At 69.4% G+C, this 18649-nt stretch carries 16 protein-coding genes and 1 pseudogene; 3 read left to right on the forward strand and 14 right to left on the reverse strand.

Going from position 1 to position 18649, the window contains the following annotated elements:
- The 3 genes and pseudogenes from ACK59X_RS23635 to ACK59X_RS23645 all read right to left on the reverse strand — a co-directional run.
- Positions 1-214, reverse strand: a pseudogene (locus ACK59X_RS23635) (ABC transporter permease); the annotation flags it as partial.
- A 174-nt stretch (positions 215-388) separates the two neighbouring features.
- Positions 389-1690, reverse strand: a complete 1302-nt coding sequence (locus ACK59X_RS23640) for a PotD/PotF family extracellular solute-binding protein (protein WP_409960817.1) — start codon at positions 1688-1690, stop codon at positions 389-391.
- An 84-nt stretch (positions 1691-1774) separates the two neighbouring features.
- A complete protein-coding gene (locus ACK59X_RS23645) occupies positions 1775-2875 on the reverse strand; it encodes an ABC transporter ATP-binding protein (RefSeq protein WP_409960818.1) in 1101 nt (366 codons plus the stop codon).
- Between the two features lie 276 nt (positions 2876-3151).
- Here ACK59X_RS23645 and ACK59X_RS23650 point away from each other — a divergent pair, with 276 nt between their 5' ends.
- Entirely contained in the window at positions 3152-4285 is a 1134-nt protein-coding gene (locus ACK59X_RS23650) for a GGDEF domain-containing protein (RefSeq protein WP_409960819.1), read from the forward strand.
- Positions 4286-4289: 4 nt separating this feature from the next.
- Here the strand turns inward: ACK59X_RS23650 and ACK59X_RS23655 are convergent, their stop codons facing one another.
- The 3 genes from ACK59X_RS23655 to ACK59X_RS23665 are packed head-to-tail and all read right to left on the reverse strand — an operon-like array spanning position 4290 to position 7341.
- Entirely contained in the window at positions 4290-5123 is an 834-nt protein-coding gene (locus ACK59X_RS23655) for an HpcH/HpaI aldolase/citrate lyase family protein (protein ID WP_409960820.1), read from the reverse strand.
- Positions 5124-5152: 29 nt separating this feature from the next.
- Entirely contained in the window at positions 5153-6334 is a 1182-nt protein-coding gene (locus ACK59X_RS23660) for a CaiB/BaiF CoA transferase family protein (RefSeq protein WP_409960821.1), read from the reverse strand.
- Positions 6335-6354: 20 nt separating this feature from the next.
- Positions 6355-7341 (reverse strand): tripartite tricarboxylate transporter substrate binding protein, encoded by a 987-nt coding sequence (locus tag ACK59X_RS23665; RefSeq protein WP_409960822.1) that lies wholly within the window; start codon positions 7339-7341, stop codon positions 6355-6357.
- Positions 7342-7476: 135 nt separating this feature from the next.
- On the opposite strand from ACK59X_RS23665, the gene ACK59X_RS23670 reads away from it, so the two are divergent.
- Together ACK59X_RS23670 and ACK59X_RS23675 are read left to right on the forward strand one after the other, a co-directional pair.
- A complete protein-coding gene (locus ACK59X_RS23670) occupies positions 7477-8412 on the forward strand; it encodes a LysR family transcriptional regulator (RefSeq protein ID WP_409960823.1) in 936 nt (311 codons plus the stop codon).
- A 141-nt stretch (positions 8413-8553) separates the two neighbouring features.
- The gene (locus ACK59X_RS23675) at positions 8554-9645 is read left to right on the forward strand and encodes an MBL fold metallo-hydrolase (protein WP_409960824.1); all 1092 of its coding nucleotides are present in this window, start codon (positions 8554-8556) and stop codon (positions 9643-9645) included.
- 15 nt (positions 9646-9660) lie between these two features.
- Here the strand turns inward: ACK59X_RS23675 and cobT are convergent, their stop codons facing one another.
- From cobT to ACK59X_RS23715, 8 genes are read right to left on the reverse strand one after another with little or no spacing between them, the layout of a single operon-like run.
- A complete protein-coding gene (gene cobT / locus ACK59X_RS23680) occupies positions 9661-10716 on the reverse strand; it encodes a nicotinate-nucleotide--dimethylbenzimidazole phosphoribosyltransferase (RefSeq protein WP_409960825.1) in 1056 nt (351 codons plus the stop codon).
- Between the two features lie 27 nt (positions 10717-10743).
- Positions 10744-12204 carry a cobyric acid synthase gene (locus ACK59X_RS23685; protein WP_409960832.1) on the reverse strand — a complete coding sequence of 487 codons (1461 nt, stop codon included), beginning with the start codon at positions 12202-12204 and terminating at the stop codon, positions 10744-10746.
- 38 nt (positions 12205-12242) lie between these two features.
- Entirely contained in the window at positions 12243-12641 is a 399-nt protein-coding gene (locus ACK59X_RS23690; protein WP_409960826.1) for a DUF3037 domain-containing protein, read from the reverse strand.
- Entirely contained in the window at positions 12628-13422 is a 795-nt protein-coding gene (locus ACK59X_RS23695) for a HipA family kinase (RefSeq protein WP_409960827.1), read from the reverse strand. Before ACK59X_RS23695 ends, ACK59X_RS23690 begins: the two co-directional genes overlap by 14 nt.
- Positions 13422-14522 carry an aminotransferase class I/II-fold pyridoxal phosphate-dependent enzyme gene (locus ACK59X_RS23700; protein WP_409960828.1) on the reverse strand — a complete coding sequence of 367 codons (1101 nt, stop codon included), beginning with the start codon at positions 14520-14522 and terminating at the stop codon, positions 13422-13424. Before ACK59X_RS23700 ends, ACK59X_RS23695 begins: the two co-directional genes overlap by 1 nt.
- Entirely contained in the window at positions 14519-15520 is a 1002-nt protein-coding gene (gene cbiB / locus ACK59X_RS23705; protein WP_409960829.1) for an adenosylcobinamide-phosphate synthase CbiB, read from the reverse strand. Before cbiB ends, ACK59X_RS23700 begins: the two co-directional genes overlap by 4 nt.
- Entirely contained in the window at positions 15508-17073 is a 1566-nt protein-coding gene (locus ACK59X_RS23710; RefSeq protein ID WP_409960830.1) for a PepSY domain-containing protein, read from the reverse strand. The genes cbiB and ACK59X_RS23710 overlap by 13 nt, the downstream gene beginning before the upstream one ends.
- Before the next feature lie 20 nt (positions 17074-17093).
- The gene (locus ACK59X_RS23715) at positions 17094-18506 is read right to left on the reverse strand and encodes a TonB-dependent receptor (protein ID WP_409960831.1); all 1413 of its coding nucleotides are present in this window, start codon (positions 18504-18506) and stop codon (positions 17094-17096) included.
- Positions 18507-18649: the final 143 nt, after the last annotated feature.

Here is an 18649-nt window from a genome sequence, read left to right on the forward strand (position 1 = left end):
GCACCGCGGTGATCAGCCACACCAGGAAGCTGAACTTCAGCGTCGACCCGTAGGTCTTGAGGGTGACGCACAGGTCGCCCCCGCCCCCGATGCCGCAGCCCTTGAAGATGTCGGCATAGCTCTGCAGCGTGAACGGCGCCGCCTGCCACCAGGCGGCAATGCCGCGCCCGGGAATGGCGCTGGCCGGCAGGGTCGGCGTGGTGGTGGTGCTCATGGTGTTTGCTATCTCAATACTCGTTGCGCTACACGCCAGCTGTTGAAACTGGCGCTGCAAAAAAGCCAGTGCCCCCGTGCAAGGGCCGCCCCGCCGCACTGGGGGCGTCCCCCTCCCAGATTGCGAAGCAATATGAGAGAGGGGGAAGGCGCGAAGCGACTCAGGGGGTGCTTCTTACGCCGCGACGAACTCGTTCCACTTCTGGACCATGTAGTTGTTCTCGTCCATCAGCGCGTTCCAGCAGGCAATACCGCCCATGCGCGACTCGTAGCTGCCGCCATCGCGCGTGGCACCGGCCTTGGCCAGCACGTCGCCGTTGGGGCTCTTGATGTCCTGCGTGGCGGGCTTGCCTTCCATCCAGTACGCCCACTCGTAGGCTTCCATCTTGGACTTAGCGGTGTCCAGCACGGCGCTGTAATAGCCCTGGCGGTTCAGATAGGCACCGGCCCAGCCGTCGAGGAACCAGTTGATGAACTCGTACGCACCATCGAGCTTCTTGCCCGACAGCGTGGCCGGCAGGCCGAAGCCGGCGGCCCAGGCGCGGTAGCCTTCCTTCAGGGGCTGGAAGTTGCAGGCAATGCCCTTGGTGCGCACGGCGGTCACGGCCGGACTCCACATCGACTGGATCACCACCTCGCCCGATGCCATCAGGTTCACCGACTCGTTGAAGTCCTTCCACAGCGCGCGGAACTGGCCCTGCTTCTTGGCCTCGATCAGGGTCTTGATCGTGAGATCGATCTCCTTCTTGGTCATGTTGCCCTTGTCGGGGTACTTGTAGATGCCCATGGCCTCGACCACCATGGCGGCGTCCATGATGCCGATGGAGGGGATGTTCAGGATAGCGGTCTTGCCCTTGAATTCGGGGTTGAGCAGCTCGGCCCAGGAGTTGATGGGGCGCTTGATCAGGTCGGGGCGGATGCCCAGCGTGTCGGCGTTGTACACGGTAGGGATGAGCGACATGAACTGCGTGGGCGCGGCCGCGAACTTCTTGGACTTTTCGCCTTCGAGGTAGATCACCTTCTTGGGCGCCGTGCCCTGGTCGCCCACGGCCTTGCCGTTGACCATGCCGGTGGTGAACAGCGTGGTGATCTTGTCGGCGTTCTTGATGCGCTTGGTGTCGATGCCCTTGAGGTTGCCCGTGGGCACGATCTTCTTGAGCGAGAAGTATTCGGTGTCGATCAGATCGAAGCTGTTGGGCGCGGTCACGGCGCGCTTGGTCACATCGTCCGTGGTCACGGCCACGTACTGGATCTCGATGCCGGTGTCGGCCTTGAACTTCTCGGAAATCGCCTTGTCCTGGTTCACGGCCGTGCCCAGGTAGCGCAGCACGATCTTTTCCTGCGAGTGCACGGCCGGGAACACGCCGGCGGCCAGGATGCCCGCCGTGCCCTTGAGCAGCGAGCGGCGCTGCACGCCGGCAGTGGCTTCGGAGGCAACGGCAGCAGCAGGGGAATCAGCACGAGAGTCGTCGGACATGGGAAAGCTCCTTGGTTTGCGAAGTGGAGGGGTTGGAAACGGACGAAAAGACAGACAGACAGCGGACAACGAAAAAAGCGATGCTCAGGCCGGCACGGCCTGCGCAGTGGCCGTGGCCACGGGCGCAGACACAGGCGCCGCAGGCGGGTACAGGGGATGGGCCTGCTCTGAGGTCCAGTGCAGTTGCACACCCTGGCCCACCTCGTAGGGCTGGGCGGCAAAGGCGGCTTCGGACACCATCACCGAATAGGCCGCTGTGGCATTGGCCGACAGGGCCACGCCCTGCTTTTGCAGGCCCAGCAGCACGTAGGTGCCCTGGTACTCCACATCGGTCACCACGGCCTGCATGTGCTGGGCGCCCCAGGGCAGCGGCATACCCTGCGGCAACACCTGCAAGTGGTCGGTGCGCACGCCAACCTTGCCACCCGGCGTATCGATCACGTTGTGGCCACCCATGAAGCGCGCCACGAATTCGCTGGCGGGGCGGTTGTAGACCTCGTGCGGGGTGCCCACCTGCTCGATCACGCCGTGGTTCATCACCACCATGGTGTCGGCCAGGGCCATGGCCTCCTCCTGCGAGTGGGTCACATGGATGAAGGTCAGGCCCAGCTCCTTCTGCCAGCGGCGCAGTTCGGCGCGCATCTGGATGCGCAGGAACGGGTCCAGCGCCGACAAGGGCTCATCGAGCAGCAGCACGCGCGGCTGGGTGATCAGGGCGCGCGCCAGCGCCACGCGCTGCTGCTGGCCGCCCGACAGCTCGGCCGGCTTGCGCTCGGCCAGGTGGCCCATGGCCACGCGCTCCAGCAGGTCGCGCGCCTTGGCCTGGCGCTCGGCCTTGGCCACGCCCTTCATCTTGAGGCTGAAGGCCACGTTGTCCAGCGCCGACAGGTGCGGGAACAACGCGAAGCTCTGGAACATCATGGCCGTGCCGCGCGCGGCGGCGGGCAGGTCGGTGATGTTGCGATTCTCCAGCAGGATGTCGCCGCTGGTCACCGACTCGTGCCCGGCGATCATGCGCAAGGTGGTGCTCTTGCCGCAGCCCGAGGGGCCCAGCAGGCAGCAGTAGCTGCCGCTGGCGATGCGCAGGTTGATCGCGTCCACGGCGGGCTTGCCGCTGGCATAGCGCTTGGTGAGCGCCACGATCTCGATGGCGGCCGGGGCTGGGGCAGGCGTGGTGTCGTGCATGCCAGGGCTTACGCAAACCACGTGCCAGCTTTTGCACACAATGTTCACGGCGATTTGTATACAAAATGCACCGATAGCGTGCACAACCGCTCCCGCACATGGATGGCATGGCACCAAAACCGCCCATGGAGCCCGTCGCGCGGCCGCCACATCCGCCGTTCGGCACCATCTGTGCCCACTGGCCAATCGTCCTGCCGGGCTGGTCGCTGGCTATACTGGCCGGTCACGGAAACATTTCTTTACGAGGCGCTTCCCGTCCCGCCGCATCACTGCAGAATGACGAACCTCGATCCTCGCTCCATGATCGCCCTGGCGGGGTTCATGTCCGCCCTGATGGCCATCGTGCTGGCCTGCATGCGGCGCTACTACCCACCCCATATCCGGGGGATCGGAGCCTGGGCGGCGGCCCCCGTGTTCTGGCTCGCGTCCACCGCCCTGTTCAGCTCGCGGGGCCTGGTGCCCGACTGGATGGGCCTGGTGGGCGCCAATACCCTGCTGGTGCTGGGCACCATGACCTACTACATGGGCACGCGCGCCTTCCTGGGGCACCGCCACACCTGGCGCATCTGGAGCGGAGTGCTGCTGGTCTGCCTGGGCGTCTTCACCTGGCTGTCCTATGGCTGGCCCAACTACGAGGCGCGGCTGACCTTCTTCACGCTGGTGATGTCCTGCATCTATGGCGCACAGCTGCGCTTTCTGCTGCGCTTTGGCGGCAGCAACTTTCCGGTGCGGCTGGTAGAGGTGGTGCTGGTGCTGCACCTGGCCACGCTGTTCATGCGCCTGATCTCCATCTTCGCGGGGCACACGGGGGCGAACCTCATGGAGCCCTCGATCTACCAGAACCTGTACATCGGCGCCTATGCGCTCACGGTGCTCATGCTGTCCATCGGCGCCCTGCTCATGGCCACCGACCGGCTGCGCACCGAGCTGGAGCACCTGGCCACGCACGACTCGCTGACCCCGGCGCTCAACCGCCGCGCACTGCTGCAGCGCTGTGAGGAAGAGATCCAGCGCGCACGCCGCTACGGCAACGGCCCTTCGCTGATGATGCTGGACCTGGACCACTTCAAGGCCGTGAACGACAGCTGCGGCCACCAGCATGGCGATGCCGTGCTGGTGCACTTCGTGGGACGCACCCTGGCCGAGCTGCGCACACTGGACCGCATGGGCCGCTACGGCGGCGAGGAATTCATCGTGCTGCTGCCCGGCACCGACGCCACCGCCGCTCTCACTGTGGCCCAGCGCATCCATGCCACGCTGGCCGTGGGCCATGCGCTCGACTGCAAGGTGAGCATTGGCCTCACACAATGGGCCGGCCCTGAGGACACGCTGGACGCCATGCTCGCCCGCGCCGACGCGGCGCTGTACCGCGCCAAGGCCCTGGGACGCAACCAGACGGTGGTCGGGTAAAGCTTCAGACCTGGGCGCGAGCGACGAGGCGCGCAGCCAGCGCCAGCACGGGGGCATCGACCATGCGGCCATCGAGCCGGAACACGGCGCCGCCATGTGCAGGCGCAGCCTCCAGCACCCGCCTGGCCCAGGCCAGCTCTTCCGGGCTGGGCGCAAACGCTGCCTGCACCGGCAGCACCTGGGCGGGGTGGATGCACAGCTTGGAGCCAAAGCCCATGCGCCTGCTGCGCGCCGTGTCGCGCGCCAGGCGCTCGGAGTCGTCCGTCGCCGTGGTCACGCCGTCCCCCGGCGCAGCCAGGCCGGCGCGGCGCGAGGCGCGCACGAGCGCCAGGCGCACGGGCAGCAGCTCGGCCTCGTCGGCACCGCACGCCATGCCCAGGTCCACCTGAAAGTCCAGGTGGCCAAAGGCCAGCCGAACCACCTGCGGCGCCCGGGCCCGGGCATCGAGCGCATCCAGCCCGGCATTCGACTCGACCAACGGCAGCAACAGGCCCTGTGGGCCCAGGGCGCGGGCCATGGCCTGCAGCACGGCAGCCGACTCGGCTTTGGCCACCATCGCCCCCGCCAGGCCCTGGGCCACGCAGGCGGCCACGGCTGCCACGTCGTCGGCATGCCAGGGGGTGCCGGCGGCATTGGTGCGCACCAGCAGGCGGCCACGCTGCTCGCGCGCCAGGGTCTGAATGGCCGCGAGCAGCGCCGTGCGCGCCGCCGCCTTGTCATCGGGAGCGACGGCATCTTCCAGGTCCACGATCACCGCGCCTGCACCGCTGGCCAGGGCCTTGGCGATGCGCTCGGGCCGGGTGGCGGGGACGAACAGGAAGGTGGTCGCGCGGGCCATGGCCGCGTGGGCAGTCCCTGGTGCAGCCATCAGATCGCCTTGCTGGCACGCAGCGCCGCCAACTGTTCGCCGGTGCGGCCCAGGCTGCGCAGAATGGTTTCGGTGTGCTCGCCCACGGCGGGAATCGGGTCCATGCGGTAGCCAAAGCTGCTGTGCGCGCCGGGGGGCAGCAGTGCGTCCAGCGGCCCTTCGGGTGTGTCCACCGGCTGCACCCTGCCGCGTGCCTGCAGTTGGGGATGGGCCCAGACCTCGGCCATGGTGTTCATGCGCGCGTTGGCGATGCGTGCGTCTTCCAGCCGCGCTATGACCTGGGCCGCCGTGAGTTCGGCAAACACACCGAGGATGATGGCCTTGAGTTCGGCCCGGTGCTCATTGCGCCGGGCGTTGCTGTCGAAGCGGGGATCATCGGCCAGCCCCGGCTGCAGCACCACATGCTCGCAGAACAGCTTCCACTCGCGCTCGTTCTGCAGGCCCAGCATCACCGTGCCGCCATCGCCTGCGACGAAGGGGCCATAGGGGTAGATGGTGGCGTGCGATGCCGCGTTGCGCGGCGGCGGCGTGGCACCGCCATAGGCGTAGTACATGGGAAAGCCCATCCACTCCGCCAGCGATTCGAGCATGGAGACGTCAATGCGTGAGCCCTGCCCTGTTTTCTCGCGCTGCATCAGCGCGGCCAGCACGCTGCTGTAGGCATACATGCCCGCAGCGATGTCGGCGATGGAATTGCCGGACTTGCAGGGCTCCTCGGGCGTGCCGGTCACCGAGAGGTAGCCCGCCTCGCTCTGGATCAAGAGGTCGTAGGCCTTCTTGTCGCGGTAGGGTCCGTCGCTGCCGTAGCCCGAGATGTCGCAGACGACGAGGCGCGGGTTGTGCTTGCTCAGCGCCTCCCACGACAGCCCCATGCGCGCAGCGGCACCGGGCGCAAGGTTCTGCACCAGCACGTCGGCCGTGGCCAACAGCTCCCACAGCACGGCCAGGGCCTCGGGCTGCTTGAGGTCGAGCGTGAGGCTTTCCTTGGAGCGGTTGACCCAGACGAAATGCGAGGCCATGCCCTGGGCGCGCGTGTCGTAGTCGCGCGCGAAGTCGCCGCCGCCCGGGCGCTCGACCTTGATGACGCGCGCCCCCAGGTCGGCCAGCTGGCGGGTGCAGAACGGGGCGGCGATCGCATGCTCGAGCGACACCACGGTGATGTGGTCCAGAGGGCGGGTCATGGTGGTGGTCTTCAAATGAATCAGTCCACCGTGGCGCCAGAGGTCTTGACCACCTTCGCCCACTTGGCCAGGTCTTCCTGCAGCAGCGCAGCGAACTGCTCCGGCGTGGTCTTGGGTGCGATCTCCACGCCCTGCAGCTCCAGCTTGTCACGCAGGTCCTTGGCGGCCAGGGAGCGGGCCATGCCGTCCTGCAGCCTGGCCAGGGTGTCGGCGGGCACGCCCGCAGGGGCGAACAGGCCGATCCACAGCGTGCCGTCGTAGCCGGCCACGGTCTCGGCCATGGTGGGGACCTCGGGCAGCACGGGCGAGCGCGTGGCGCCGCTCACGGCCAGGGCGCGCAGCTTGCCGGCCTTGATGTGCGACAAGGCAGAAGGCATGCTGGCGAAGGCAATGGGCAACCGGCCGCCCAGCACGTCGTTGATGGCCGGGGCCACGCCCTTGTAGGGCACATGCTGCAGCTGGATGCCGGCCATGCTGTTGAGCATTTCACCGAGCAGGTGGTTGAGCGTGCCATTGCCGGCCGACGCGTACTGGTAGTGGCCGGGCTTGGCCTTGGCCAGGGCCACCAGTTCGGCCAGGGTGCGCGCAGGAAAGTCGGGGTTGACCAGCAGCACGTTGGGCACGGCGCCGATCAGGCCCACGGGCTTGAAGTCCTTGACCGGATCGAAGCCCGGGTTCTTGAAGAGGGCAGGGTTGATGGCCTGGCTGCTGCTGATGGTCATGAGCAGGGTGTAGCCGTCCTTGGGCGCCTTGGCAACGAACTGCGTGCCGATGTTGCCGCCCGCGCCGGGCCGGTTCTCCACCACGGTGGCGCCGCCCAGCACCTCGCCGAGCTTCTGGCCCACCAGGCGGCCCACGATGTCGTTGGTGCCACCGGAGGCCTGGGGCACGACCATGGTGATGGGGCGGCTGGGGTAGCCGGCCTGGGCGGTGGCCAGCAAGGGCGCGGCCAGCAGGGCAGCGAGGGCGGCGCGGCGCGCCATGGCGCAGGGGGCAGCGAACTTCATGCGGTGTGTCTCCAAAGCGTGTTCTCGAATGAGGCCAGATGTTCGCCGCGTGGCCGCGCCCGCACAATCACGCATTTCTGAACCGAGCCTTCGGAAGAACCGAAAGCTCGCCGCCCGGCGCAGTACCATGGCGCCATGCAGTTCGACCTGACCGACCTGCGCCTGTTCGTGCTCACAGCCGAGCAAGGCGCCCTCTCCCGCGCAGCCGCCGCGCGCCACCTGTCGCTGGCGGCGGCCAGTGCGCGCATCAAGGCGCTGGAGCAGCAGGCCGGTATGCCGCTGTTGTACCGCGAGGCGCGCGGCATGCGCCCCACACCTGCGGGCGAGGCCTTCTTGCACCACGCGCGCGGCGTGCTGCGCCAGGCCGAGCAGCTGCGCGCCGACCTGCAGGAGTACAGCGGCGGCCTGCGCGGCCATGTGCGCGTGTTCGCCAACACCACGGCGGTGACGGACTTCATGCCCGAGATCCTGCCCGCCTTCCTCGCCGCCAACCCGCGCGTGAACGTGGAGCTTCAGGAAAAACCGAATGCCGAGATACCACGCGGCGTGCTCGATGGCCGGGCCGACATCGGCATCGTCGCGGGCCAGGTGGACACGCTCGGGCTCAAGAGCATCCACTTCAGCACCGACCGCCTGGCCCTGGTGGTGCCGCGCGGCCACCGCTTTGCGCGGCGCAAACGCATGGCTTTTGCCCAGACGCTGGACGAGCCCATGGTGGGCATGCACCCGGCCAGCACCCTGCAGACCTTTCTGGCCCAGGTCACCGAACAGCTCGGCCAGCCGCAGAAACTGCGCGTGCAGCTGTCCAGCTTCGACGCCATGTGCCGCATGATAGGCGCGGGGGTCGGCATCGGCATCGTGCCCGAGAGCGCGGCACGCCGCTACCTGGCGCCCATGGGCCTGGTGCTGATCGACCTCGAAGACGCCTGGAGCGTGCGCGAACGCTACATCCTGGTGCGCGAGGAGGGGCGCATGCCGGCCTACGCGCAGGCGCTCATCGACCTGCTGTGCGCACACCACCAGACAAAGGTAGCCGGCGCAGCCAACCCGGATCGGCGCGCGCGCACCTGAAGGCGCGCGCGATGCTGGCGCAAGACAGCTTTCAGACGGCTTTCTGCCCCAGGTGCCCACTTTCCCTGAAAGCAGATTGACAGCTTCGCACCCCTAGTCTTCGGGACAGACGGCAATCTTGCCGCGACCTGGAGACAAAAGATGAAACCCCAAACGACCTCGACGCGCATCGCGGCAGCCAGCCTGTGCCTGTCCGCAGCCCTGCTGCCAGCCTGCGGCGGATCCGATGACGACCGGCCCGAGAACATGCGCATGACCTGGTTCGGCATCACCAACTGGCACTACCAGGTTGGGGACACCGGCATTCTGCTCGACGGCGAGACCATCTCCGACTTCAGCGCCAACCCTACGGCAAATGCTGCGTCGGTAGCCAAAGCCCTGCAGGCCATCAAACTGCGCGGCGGCATCGATGCCATCCTCGTAGGGCATGAGCACGGAGACCACGGCGTGCAGATCCCCGAGTGGGCAAAGCAGACCGGCAAACCGGTGTATGCGCCGGCAGCGGTCTGCAGCGCCATGGCCAAGGCGGGCCTGCCCGCCAGCCAGTGCACCACGCTCAAGGGCGGCGAGACGGTGCGCATGAACGACGCGGTCACCGTGCGCGTGGTGCGCTGGGTGCACAGCGTCTCGGGCTGCACGGCCTTTGGCAACGGCACCAATGACCCGGAGACCTTCGGCTTCCTGATCAGCGCCAGGACCCGCTCGCGCGCCGAACCGCTGCAGTTGTTCGTCTCCGACAGCGGTGCGGGGGGCCGGGACCTGACCACGCCGCGCGTGGCCAATGGCGTGAACTATGGCTCGCCGCTGGAGAACCTGCGTGCCGCCATGACCGCTGCGGGGGCCACCAGCCTGGACCTGTGGCAGGGCGGGCCGGAGTCGCGCGTAGTGACCCAGGCGCGCATCGTGGTGCCCGAGTTCAAGGTCAAGACCTTCATGCCCCACCACCTGGGCGTGCGCGCCAACTCGGTGTCGGAGTTCAAGCTCGAATACGGCCTGCACTTCCCCTACGATCCCAACGAGCAGCCGCTGCTGCGCGACTTCCTCTCATCGGCCAAGGTACCGCAGGTCGTGCCGGTCAACTACTGGGATGCCTGGATCTTCGACGCCCAGGGCGTGAAAGCCACGGACAGCGCGAACCAGAAGGCCGTCTACGGCCTGCCCGCCACCGGGCCAGGTCCAGGCAAGCAAGGCGAGAACCCGCGCGCCGGCCAGTTGGAGTGCGCGGGCGACTGACGGAACGGGCCGAGCTCAGCTGCGGTTGTCGACTCCGGCCGATTCGAAACTCGCCATCTCGGCCAACACCGCGCAGGCCGACTGCAGCAGCGGCCATGCCAGCGCCGCGCCCGAGCCTTCGCCCAGGCGCAGGCCCAGGTCCAGCAGCGGCTCGGCCTGCATCTGCGCCAGCATGAGGCTGTGGCCGCGCTCGCCCGAGCGGTGGGCAAAGATGCAGCGCTGCAGCACGGCTGGCTGCAGGCGGCTGGCCACCAGCACGGCGGCGCTGGTGATGAAGCCATCGACCACGATGATCCGGCGCTCGGCCGCGGCCTGCAGCACGGCGCCCACCAGGGTGGCCACCTCGTAGCCGCCCAGGGCGGCCAGCGCCTCGAAGGGACTCGTGGCTTCGGCGTTCACATCCAGCGCCTGCTGCAGCACGGCGCGCTTGCGCTCGATGCCGGCGGCGTCCAGGCCCGTGCCCGCGCCCGTCACCTCGGCCAGCGGCAGGCCGGCCAGGCGTGCCAGCAGCAGCGATGCGATGGAGGTGTTGGCAATGCCCATCTCGCCCAGCAGCAGTGCATTGCCCGGCAGCACCCGCACCACCTCCATGCCGTTGGCGATGGCCTGCTGGCACTGCTCTGCCGTCATGGCCGGGCCCACCGAGGCGTCGGCCGTGCCGGGGGCCACCTTGCGCAGCAGCAGTTGGGGAGCACCTACGGCGGCCACGCGCGGCGCGATGGGCTTGGCCACGCCGCAGTCCACCACCGTCAGGGCCAGGCCGTGCTGGCGTGCGAGCACGCTCACAGCCGCGCCGCCGGCCAGGAAGTTCTCCACCATCTGCCAGGTCACGTCGCTCGGAAACGCCGACACACCGCGCGCCGCCAGGCCATGGTCCCCCGCGCAGACCAGCATCTGCGGCTGCACCAGGGCCGGCGCCTCGGTGCCCAGCACCTGGCCGAGGCGCAGCGCCAGTGCCTCGAGCCGGCCGAGCGAGCCCAGCGGCTTGGTCTTGAAGTCGAGACTGTGCTGCAGGCGCGCCGTGAGCGTGGCGTCGGTGATGTCGGCAATGGCGGGGGTCGAGAAGGTCATGGGGTTCGTCAGGGAAAAAATCAAAAATCAGGCGACCAGGGCCTGCAGCACACCGGGCTCGAAATGCGTTTCCACCACGCGAGCCAGGCCCTCCATCACCGCGTCGAGCGTGGGAACGGGGGCCGCGCCCTCGCGGCCGAACAGGGCTTGAAGTGCGGCCGGGTCTTCGAGCAGGCCGTGCAGGTACAGCCCGAGCACATTGCCCGCGCCGTTCTGCCAGGCCAGGCCGGGCACCACCTCGCGTGCCACATCGCCGCCAGCGGCCATGGCCGGGTGCTGGGCCGTCTGTCCGTGGTGGATCTCATAACCGCTGGCCTGCACGCCCGAGAGCGGCGCCCAGGCGCCCTGGAGCACACCGAACCGTGCGACCGTACGGCGCACGGTCTTGGCCGGCTCGAAGGTGGTGACCAGCGGCAGCAGGCCCAGGCCGGGCGCATTGCCGTCGATGCCCTCGGTGTCGATCAGCGCCTCGCCCAGCATCTGCAGGCCGCCGCACACACCCAGCACGGCACCGCCCTGCCCTGCATGCGCGGCAATGGCCGTATCGAGACCCTGCGCACGCAGCCAGGCCAGGTCGGCCGCCGTGGCCTTGGAGCCGGGCAGCACCACCCAGTCGGTGGGTTTCAAACCCGCCAGCTCGGCCGGGCTGCGCGCCCACAGCAGGCGCACGCCAGGCACGTTCTTGAGCGGCTGGAACTCGTCGAGGTTGCTGATGCGCGGGTAGGCGATGACGGCCACCGTGGTGTGCACGGCCCCGGCCGTGGTGCTGCGGTCGTCGAACACGCCGTCTTCCTCGGGCAGGCCGTGGCGCCACTGCATGGGGATGGTGGCCACGGTGGGCACGCCCGTCAGCTCCTGCAGCATCTGCGGTGCCGGGGCCAGCAACGTGGCATCGCCCCGGAAGCGGTTGAGCACGAAGCCGTGGATCAACGCACGCTCGTCCTCGGGCAGCAGGGCCCAGGTGCCGTAGAGGTGGGCAAAGGCACCGCCGCGGTCGATGTCGGTCACCAGCAGGCAGCGCGCGCCGCAGTGGCGTGCCACGCGCATGTTGACCACATCGCTGGCGTGCAGGTTGATCTCGGCGGGCGAGCCCGCGCCCTCGATCACGACCACATCGTTCTCGGCACGCAGCGCGTCGAGCGCGGCGGCGATCTGCGGCCAGACGCGCTCGCTGCGGCCGCGCCAGGGCAGCGCGGTGAGCTCGGCGCTCACCTGGCCGAGCAGCACCACCTGGCTCTTGGTGTCGGCCTCGGGCTTGAGCAACAGCGGGTTCATGCGCACGTCGGGCACCGTGCGGGCAGCAATCGCCTGGAAGTACTGCGCACTGCCGATCTCGCCATGGCCATGGTCGCTGGCCACCACGCGCGCGTTGTTGCTCATGTTCTGCGCCTTGAACGGCGCCACCTTATAGCCCTGGTTGCTGTACCAGCGGCACAGCGCCGTGGCCAGCCAGCTCTTGCCGGCGCCGCTGGTGGTGCCCAGCACCATCACGCAGCGCGCGAGCCGGGGCGATGCAGCAGGCGCCGTCAAGGCAGGGGCCTCACCATGCGGTCCATCACATGCTCCAGCGCAGCCGCCGCGTCGGTGCAGCGCCCGGTGTGTGTGGGCGATGTCTGGATGATGGCGCTGCGCTTGGCCGTGAGCCAGTGGAAGCGCTGGCGGAACGGCAGCTTTGCGATCGGGCCACAGCCCGCCTGGCCTGCGCAGATGGACACGATGGCTTGCAGGTGGCGGCGCACGCTGTCGATGTCCACATGCGGGTCCATGGCCAGCAGGCGCTCCTCGTCGAGCGCGATGGCGGCCTGCAGAAAGCCGCTCTTCTGGCACGAGAGGATCACGCCGGCGTTGATGAATTCCTCGCGCTCCACGCGCGGCACCACGCGCACGATGGCGTAGTCGTAGACCTGCACTTCAGCCCCGGGCATCGATGGCCCCCTTCACTGCATTCACCCAGGCTTCGCGGCCGGCCAGTCGTGCGCAGAAATGCTCCACATAGGCCTGGCGGTGGCTGGCTGGTTGCGACAGCGGCCCCTCGGTGTGCTCGGCCCCGGCCAACGCCAGGAACTCATCGGGCACCTCGGCCAAAATGCCGGTGAGCACCTCGCGTGTGAGCAGCACGGCCAGTTCCGCATCCACCTGGGCAATGGCCGTGGCCCGGTACAGCAGCACATGCTCGGCAATCGGTGCAAAGGCCTTGGCCGGCTGCGCCACCGCGCCGTTCCAGGCGTGGTGGAAGGTGAGCGAGGCACCATGGTCGATGAGCCAGGGCTTCCTGTGCCACATGAGCAGATTGGTGTTGCGCGCGGTGCGGTCCACATTGGCCACCAGGGCATCGAACCACACCAGGCGCGAGGCGAAGTCGTCGCTGACTTCGTCCACCGCAGGGTCGAAGTTGAGCGCGCCCGAGAGGTAGTCGAGCCCCACGTTGAGGCCGCCGCTGGCACGCACCAGGTCCTGGATCTCGGGGTCGGGCTCGGTCTGGGCCAGGGCCGGGTCCAGATCGGCGAGCACGATCTCGGGAACCGGCAGGTTGAGGGCACGGGCGATGCCGCCCGAGATCATCTCGGCCAGCAGGGCGCGCACGCCCTGCCCTGCGCCACGGAACTTGAGCACATACAGGCCCAGGTCGTCGCCTTCGACCACGGCGGGCATGGAGCCGCCTTCACGCAGCGGCGTGACATAGCGGGTGACGGTGATGGTTCGCATCAGGGGGAGTCGCTTTCCTTGGGTTGTGCCCCGGATCTTAGAGTGGCCAGCCAGGCGGTGCGCAATGCGTCCTGCGCGCGGGGTGCGAGCACGCCCAGGCGCACACTGCCGGGCAGGCCGAATGAGGCCGCGTCGCGCAGCTTGATCCCGGACGCGCGCAGGACCGCCAGGTTCTTCGGCAGGCCTGGACACGCAGGCTGGGCGCAGAAATAGTTGGCCAGGCTGCCCGCATGCACGGTCCAGCCCAGCTCAAGGCACAGCGCTGTCTGGCGCTGCTTCCAGCCGCGCAGGCTGTCAAGGCTGTGCACCAGCCAGCGCTGCACGCCGGGCTGCACCCAGGCCTGCAGCAGGGCCACGCCGTGCGCGCCCACGGCCCACGAAGGGGCCAGCGCCTGCAATGCACGCACGGCCTCCTGCGCACCCCCGGGCGCCACGGCATAGGCAGCGCGCACGCCGGTAAGGCCCAGGGCCTTGTTGGGTGTCCACAGCTGCCAGCAGGACGGCATGTCGGGCAGCGCGGGCCGCCCCAGCCAGGGGACGGCGCCGTCGGCGTCGTCGAGCCGCAAGGGGGCATAGGCGCAATCGAGCACGCGCAGCGGGGCACCATCGCCACCCTGGGGCACGGCAGCCCAGAGCGCCAGCACCGGATCGGCGCGGCCCAGGGGGCTGGAGGGCTCGCAGGCCCATTCCAGATCCGCAAGGTCCGGGAGGCCCGCAGCCATGCCAGCCCCGTCGGCCCGCCGCACCACGCCCAGCCCGCGCGCCTGCGCGGCCTGGGCATAGTCGCCATAGCTGTGCAGCGGCACCTGGGCCTGCACCGCGCCCTGCCGCGCGGCCAGCGCCGTGATGCGGTGGATGAACTCGCTGGAGCTGGCCGCCGGCACGATGCGCCAGGGTGCCACGCCATGGAAGGCCGCGAGCGCCTCGCGCAGCGCCGTGTACTGCGGGTCAGGGTAGCGCGTGGCATCGGCCTGCTGCACGGCGTGCTGCGCCTCGGGGCAGGGCCCGCAGGCATTGCTGTTGGTTGAAAAGTCGTGCACGGGCGCGCCCAGCGCATCGGGGCCGCCGTGGTGGTGCCATGCGCCGGCCTGCCAGGTCATGCGCCCATCCAGACGGCCACGGTGCTGACCAGCAGATGCGCGCCCATGCCCACCGGCACCAGCGACAGCGCCACCAGCGACCCGAGCTTGGCCGCGCGCCGGGTATCGAGCGGGCCGGGGTCACGCGCACTGGCGTTGAGCACATAGACCCCGGGCTTGCCGAGCCGCACGCCCAGCGCGAGCGCCATGGCCGCCATGGGCCAGCCGCTGTTGGGCGATGGCGTGCGGCGCGCCTGGCGCGCCAGGGTGGGCAGCTGCAGCCCCCGCGCCAGCACGGCCAGCAGCAGCGCGGTGATGCGCGCGGGCAGCCACGAGAGCACGTCGTCCGCGCGCGCGGCCCACTTGCCGGCCCACTGCCAGTAGCGCCCGCCGCGCATGCCGGGGTAGCCCCACATGGCATCGGCCGTGTTGGCCAGGCGGTACAGCGCGGCACCGGGCAGGCCCAGCAGCACGAACCAGAACAGCGGCGCCACCACCGAATCGTTGAGGTTCTCGGCCAGCGACTCGATGGCCGACTCGCGCACCTGCTCGGCCGTGAGTTCGCTCACGTCGCGGCTCACCAGGCGCGCCAGCTGCTCACGGCCCTCGGGCAGGGACCGGGCCAGCGCCGCCTCCACCGCCAGCACCTCGTCGTGCAGCATGCGCCAGGACAGCAGCGGCTTGAGCAGCAGCCCGAGCAGCGCCGCAGCAATCACGTCGTGAAAGCGCAGCGCCAGCCACTGCAGGCCCCAGGCAGCCGCCATCGCCGCGACCGCCAGCGCACACCATGCCAGCGCCATGGTCCAGAACACGCGCAGATCACGGGCCACCGGCGACAGCGGCGCCCAGCGCTCCCCGCACCAGCCCAGCGCCTTGCCCATCCACACCACGGGGTGGATGGGCACCGGGGGCTCGCCGCGCCACCAGTCGATGGCCAGGGCCACGAAGGGCACCCAGATCATCGCCCGCAAGGCATCCCATTGTGTGCCGGGCAGCAGCAGATCGATCACGCCGTCCATGTGCCCCCCGACGAATCGCCCACCACGCGCTTCGAGCCGCTGCGGACCTGCCGGCGACGCGCCGGCACGAACACACGCCAGGCAATCACGCACGAGGTGATGCACAGCGCAATGCCCAGCAGCGACAGGCCCACCACCAGTGCGGTGCGCAGCGCCGGGCGCGCCAGCAGCGGCGCGAAGTCCAGGCTGTGCAGGCCGTTGTAGAGCACGCGCTGCCAGGGCGTGGTGGCGTCGGCGCGCAGCACGATGCGGGCGGAAGCCGGGTCGGCGTACACGCTCACGTCGTCCCCGGCCCAGTGGGCACGCCACACGGGCAGCGGGCGGTTGAAGGCGGTGGATGCGTCATGGTGGCGCGCATAGTACAGGCCATCGTACTGCGTGAGCTGCTCGATCACCGGCGGCGGGCTGCCGGGACGCAAGCCCTGCAGTGCGGCCAGCACTGTTGCATCGGGAACGGCGCGCACCACGCAAGCTTCGGGACCATCGGCGCGCACCAGGCGCTGCACGGAGCCCTCGCCCTGTCCGCGCACGCGGTACCAGGCCTGGCCGGCGATGCGCAGGGTGTCGAGCTCCAGTGGAACGATGCCATCGGCCGCCGCCAGGGCCACGGCCTCGGCAGGGCCGCGCGCCGTGCGCGGCGCCTCACCGGCCCACTGGGTGCGCACCTGCGGGTCGGCCGCGCGGCCGGTGAACACGCCGAAGGGGTTCATCGACATCAGGCCCGAGAACATCCAGGTGAGCGTGAACACGGCGGCTACTAGGCCGAGGATGTGGTGCCAGCGCATCCAGAATTGGCGGTAAGGAATCCAGCGCTGGCGATTGAGAAACAGCTGCCAGATGCCCAGGGCGATGCCCGTGGCCGCCAGCAGCACGCCGGGGATGGAGAGCCACACCACCACGCGGTGCCAGGCCTTGGGGAACTGGCGCAGCACCGTCGGGTAGATCCAGTGCGGCACGGCGCCCAGCCAGTTCCAGAAGCGCTCGGCGCGGCGCGTGTCGCGCACCACCTCGGTGGCACCGGGCGATACGTAGAGCTCCAGCCCGTCGTCGCCATCGAGCAGCACCTTGACCAGGGGCCGGTGCACATCCAGGCCCTGGGGCACGGTCCACTGGTCGCGCTCCAGCCGCTCGGTGCCCGTGGCGCGCCGGCCGCTGAAGGCTTCGGCTACGCGGGCGGCCTGGGCGTCGTCCAGCGGCGCCACCAGGGCACCCGTGCGCGCATCCACCGTGTGCCAGCGCTGGCGTGGCGCCGCATCGGCATCGCTGCCTGCTACCGTGGCCTGCATGCGCCACACGGGGGCGTCGCCCAACATGCCCAGGCGCGCCTCGCCACCGCCTGGGCGCAGACCGGCGCGCTGCGCAGCTTCGGGCGCTGCCAGACAGCAGTCGGCCGGAAGTTGCAGCGCGGGCAGTGCCGCCAGCCGCTCGGCCTGCGTGAGGCTGGGAAACGGCACGTAGTACAGCACCACCCCGCTCACGAACCACATGAGGAAGAACAGCGCCAGCACCACGCCCAGCCACTTGTGCACAAGGATGACGAGCTTCTTGGCCATGCGCTGCGCCCCACCCGGGCTCAGAACGAAGCGCGCGCCGTCAGCTGCACGGTGCGCGGTGCGCCCAGCAGCCAGCGCGTGTTGGCCGTGCCGGCCAGCGCATAGTCGCGGTTGGCCAGGTTCTTCACCGCCAGGCCGAGCTTGAGGTTGCGCGAGTAGTCGTAGGCCAGCGAGGCGTCGAGCACCGTGTACGACGGCAGCTTCGTGGTGTTGGCGGTGTTGCCCTGGCGCTCGCCCACATAGCGCGCGCCAAAGCCGGCCTGCCACCGGGGCAGGAAGCGGTAGGCCGTCCAGACGCTGGCGGTGCGCTCGGGCACGCCGGTGGGCGTCATGCCGTCGCGCGAGACCAGGGCACCCGAGACCAGTTCCTTGAAATCGTCGTAGCGCGCACGCAGGAAGGCGGCGTTGGCGTCGATGGTCCAGCCGCGCACGGGCTCGGCCGCAAACGCCAGCTCGATGCCGGTGGACGATTGCTGGCCGATCTGCTGCGTGATGTTGGGGTTGCTGGCATCGCGCGAAAGCAGGTTGCGCTTTTCGATCTTGTAGAGCGCCACCGTCCACTCGCCCCGCACCGCGGGCACGGCGCCCTTGGCGCCGACTTCCACCTGGCGGCCTTTGGCCAGATCGAAGATGTTGCCACCACCGGGCAGCGAGAGCGCGCCGGACAGCGGATCGGTGCCCGTGCCGAACTGGCCGTAGAGCGACAGCGCCTCGCTGGGCGACCACACGGCGCCCAGGCGGCCGGTGGCGGGCGAGTACTTCTTGACCATGCGCACGCCGCCGCGCAGGTCGGTGGTGTCGAGTTCCATGTGGTCGCTGCGCAGGCCTGCCACCAGCTTCCACTCCTTCGTCAGATCGAGCGCGTTCTCGGCGAACAGCGCGGTGGTCTTGAGCTCGGATGCGCGGCCCGGGATGGTGGGCACGGGGCTCAGGAAGCCGCCAGGCGCGAAATTGAACGGGTCCACCGTGCTGGCGCCGCCGTAGGGCGAGTTGTTGGTGTGCAAGAGCTTGGTGCGGTACCAGTCCAGGCCCACGATGAAGCGGCTCTTCATGCCGCCGAGCTGGCCGTCGAACGCGGCGTCGAAGCGGTTGCCGGTCTGCTCCTGGTCGTGCAGGATCTCCAGGTAGTCGCTGCGGTTCACGGCCGTGCCGGGGGCGTTGAAGGCATAGGCCTCGGCATTGCGCCAATGGCGGTCGGTGCTCAGGTGGTAGGTCTCGTTGCGCAGGCGCACGCCGGCGGTGGCCTGCCAGTCGACCTTGGCGCGCCAGACGCGGTCGTCGTACTTGACCACCGAATCGGCCACGTTGAAGTTGGTGCGGCGCAGGCGCTCGTCGAGCACGCCATTGCGCAGCGGGGTGCCGAAGTAGCGCGCATCGTCGTTCACGCCGCCGTCGGCCGACAGGGTGATGTTCAGGTCGCGGCTCGGCCGCACGGCCAGGGCCAGCGCGTAGCTGTGGAGCTGCGTGTCCTTGAAGGCGGGGGAGCAAACGCTCTATTCCGCTTCCCGGTAGTGCGAGTAGGCCAGGACGTCGTTGAACGGGCCGCGCAGGCCCACACCGCCCTGCACCGTGCCGT

Origin of the sequence: Acidovorax sp. (genome assembly GCF_046339755.1) — a bacterium.
In the GTDB taxonomy this organism is placed as follows: Bacteria; Pseudomonadota; Gammaproteobacteria; order Burkholderiales; family Burkholderiaceae_C; genus Acidovorax.

Excerpts from the sequence above, each read along its gene's own strand:
- ACK59X_RS23640 (WP_409960817.1), bottom strand. The coding sequence starts at position 1,690 with ATGTCCGACGACTCTCGTGCTGATTCCCCTGCTGCTGCCGTTGCCTCC.
- ACK59X_RS23645 (WP_409960818.1), bottom strand. The coding sequence starts at position 2,875 with ATGCACGACACCACGCCTGCCCCAGCCCCGGCCGCCATCGAGATCGTG.
- ACK59X_RS23650 (WP_409960819.1), top strand. The coding sequence starts at position 3,152 with ATGACGAACCTCGATCCTCGCTCCATGATCGCCCTGGCGGGGTTCATG.
- ACK59X_RS23655 (WP_409960820.1), bottom strand. The coding sequence starts at position 5,123 with ATGGCCCGCGCGACCACCTTCCTGTTCGTCCCCGCCACCCGGCCCGAG.
- ACK59X_RS23660 (WP_409960821.1), bottom strand. The coding sequence starts at position 6,334 with ATGACCCGCCCTCTGGACCACATCACCGTGGTGTCGCTCGAGCATGCG.
- ACK59X_RS23665 (WP_409960822.1), bottom strand. The coding sequence starts at position 7,341 with ATGAAGTTCGCTGCCCCCTGCGCCATGGCGCGCCGCGCCGCCCTCGCT.
- ACK59X_RS23670 (WP_409960823.1), top strand. The coding sequence starts at position 7,477 with ATGCAGTTCGACCTGACCGACCTGCGCCTGTTCGTGCTCACAGCCGAG.
- ACK59X_RS23675 (WP_409960824.1), top strand. The coding sequence starts at position 8,554 with ATGAAACCCCAAACGACCTCGACGCGCATCGCGGCAGCCAGCCTGTGC.
- cobT (WP_409960825.1), bottom strand. The coding sequence starts at position 10,716 with ATGACCTTCTCGACCCCCGCCATTGCCGACATCACCGACGCCACGCTC.
- ACK59X_RS23685 (WP_409960832.1), bottom strand. The coding sequence starts at position 12,204 with ATGGTGCTGGGCACCACCAGCGGCGCCGGCAAGAGCTGGCTGGCCACG.
- ACK59X_RS23690 (WP_409960826.1), bottom strand. The coding sequence starts at position 12,641 with ATGCCCGGGGCTGAAGTGCAGGTCTACGACTACGCCATCGTGCGCGTG.
- ACK59X_RS23695 (WP_409960827.1), bottom strand. The coding sequence starts at position 13,422 with ATGCGAACCATCACCGTCACCCGCTATGTCACGCCGCTGCGTGAAGGC.
- ACK59X_RS23700 (WP_409960828.1), bottom strand. The coding sequence starts at position 14,522 with ATGACCTGGCAGGCCGGCGCATGGCACCACCACGGCGGCCCCGATGCG.
- cbiB (WP_409960829.1), bottom strand. The coding sequence starts at position 15,520 with ATGGACGGCGTGATCGATCTGCTGCTGCCCGGCACACAATGGGATGCC.
- ACK59X_RS23710 (WP_409960830.1), bottom strand. The coding sequence starts at position 17,073 with ATGGCCAAGAAGCTCGTCATCCTTGTGCACAAGTGGCTGGGCGTGGTG.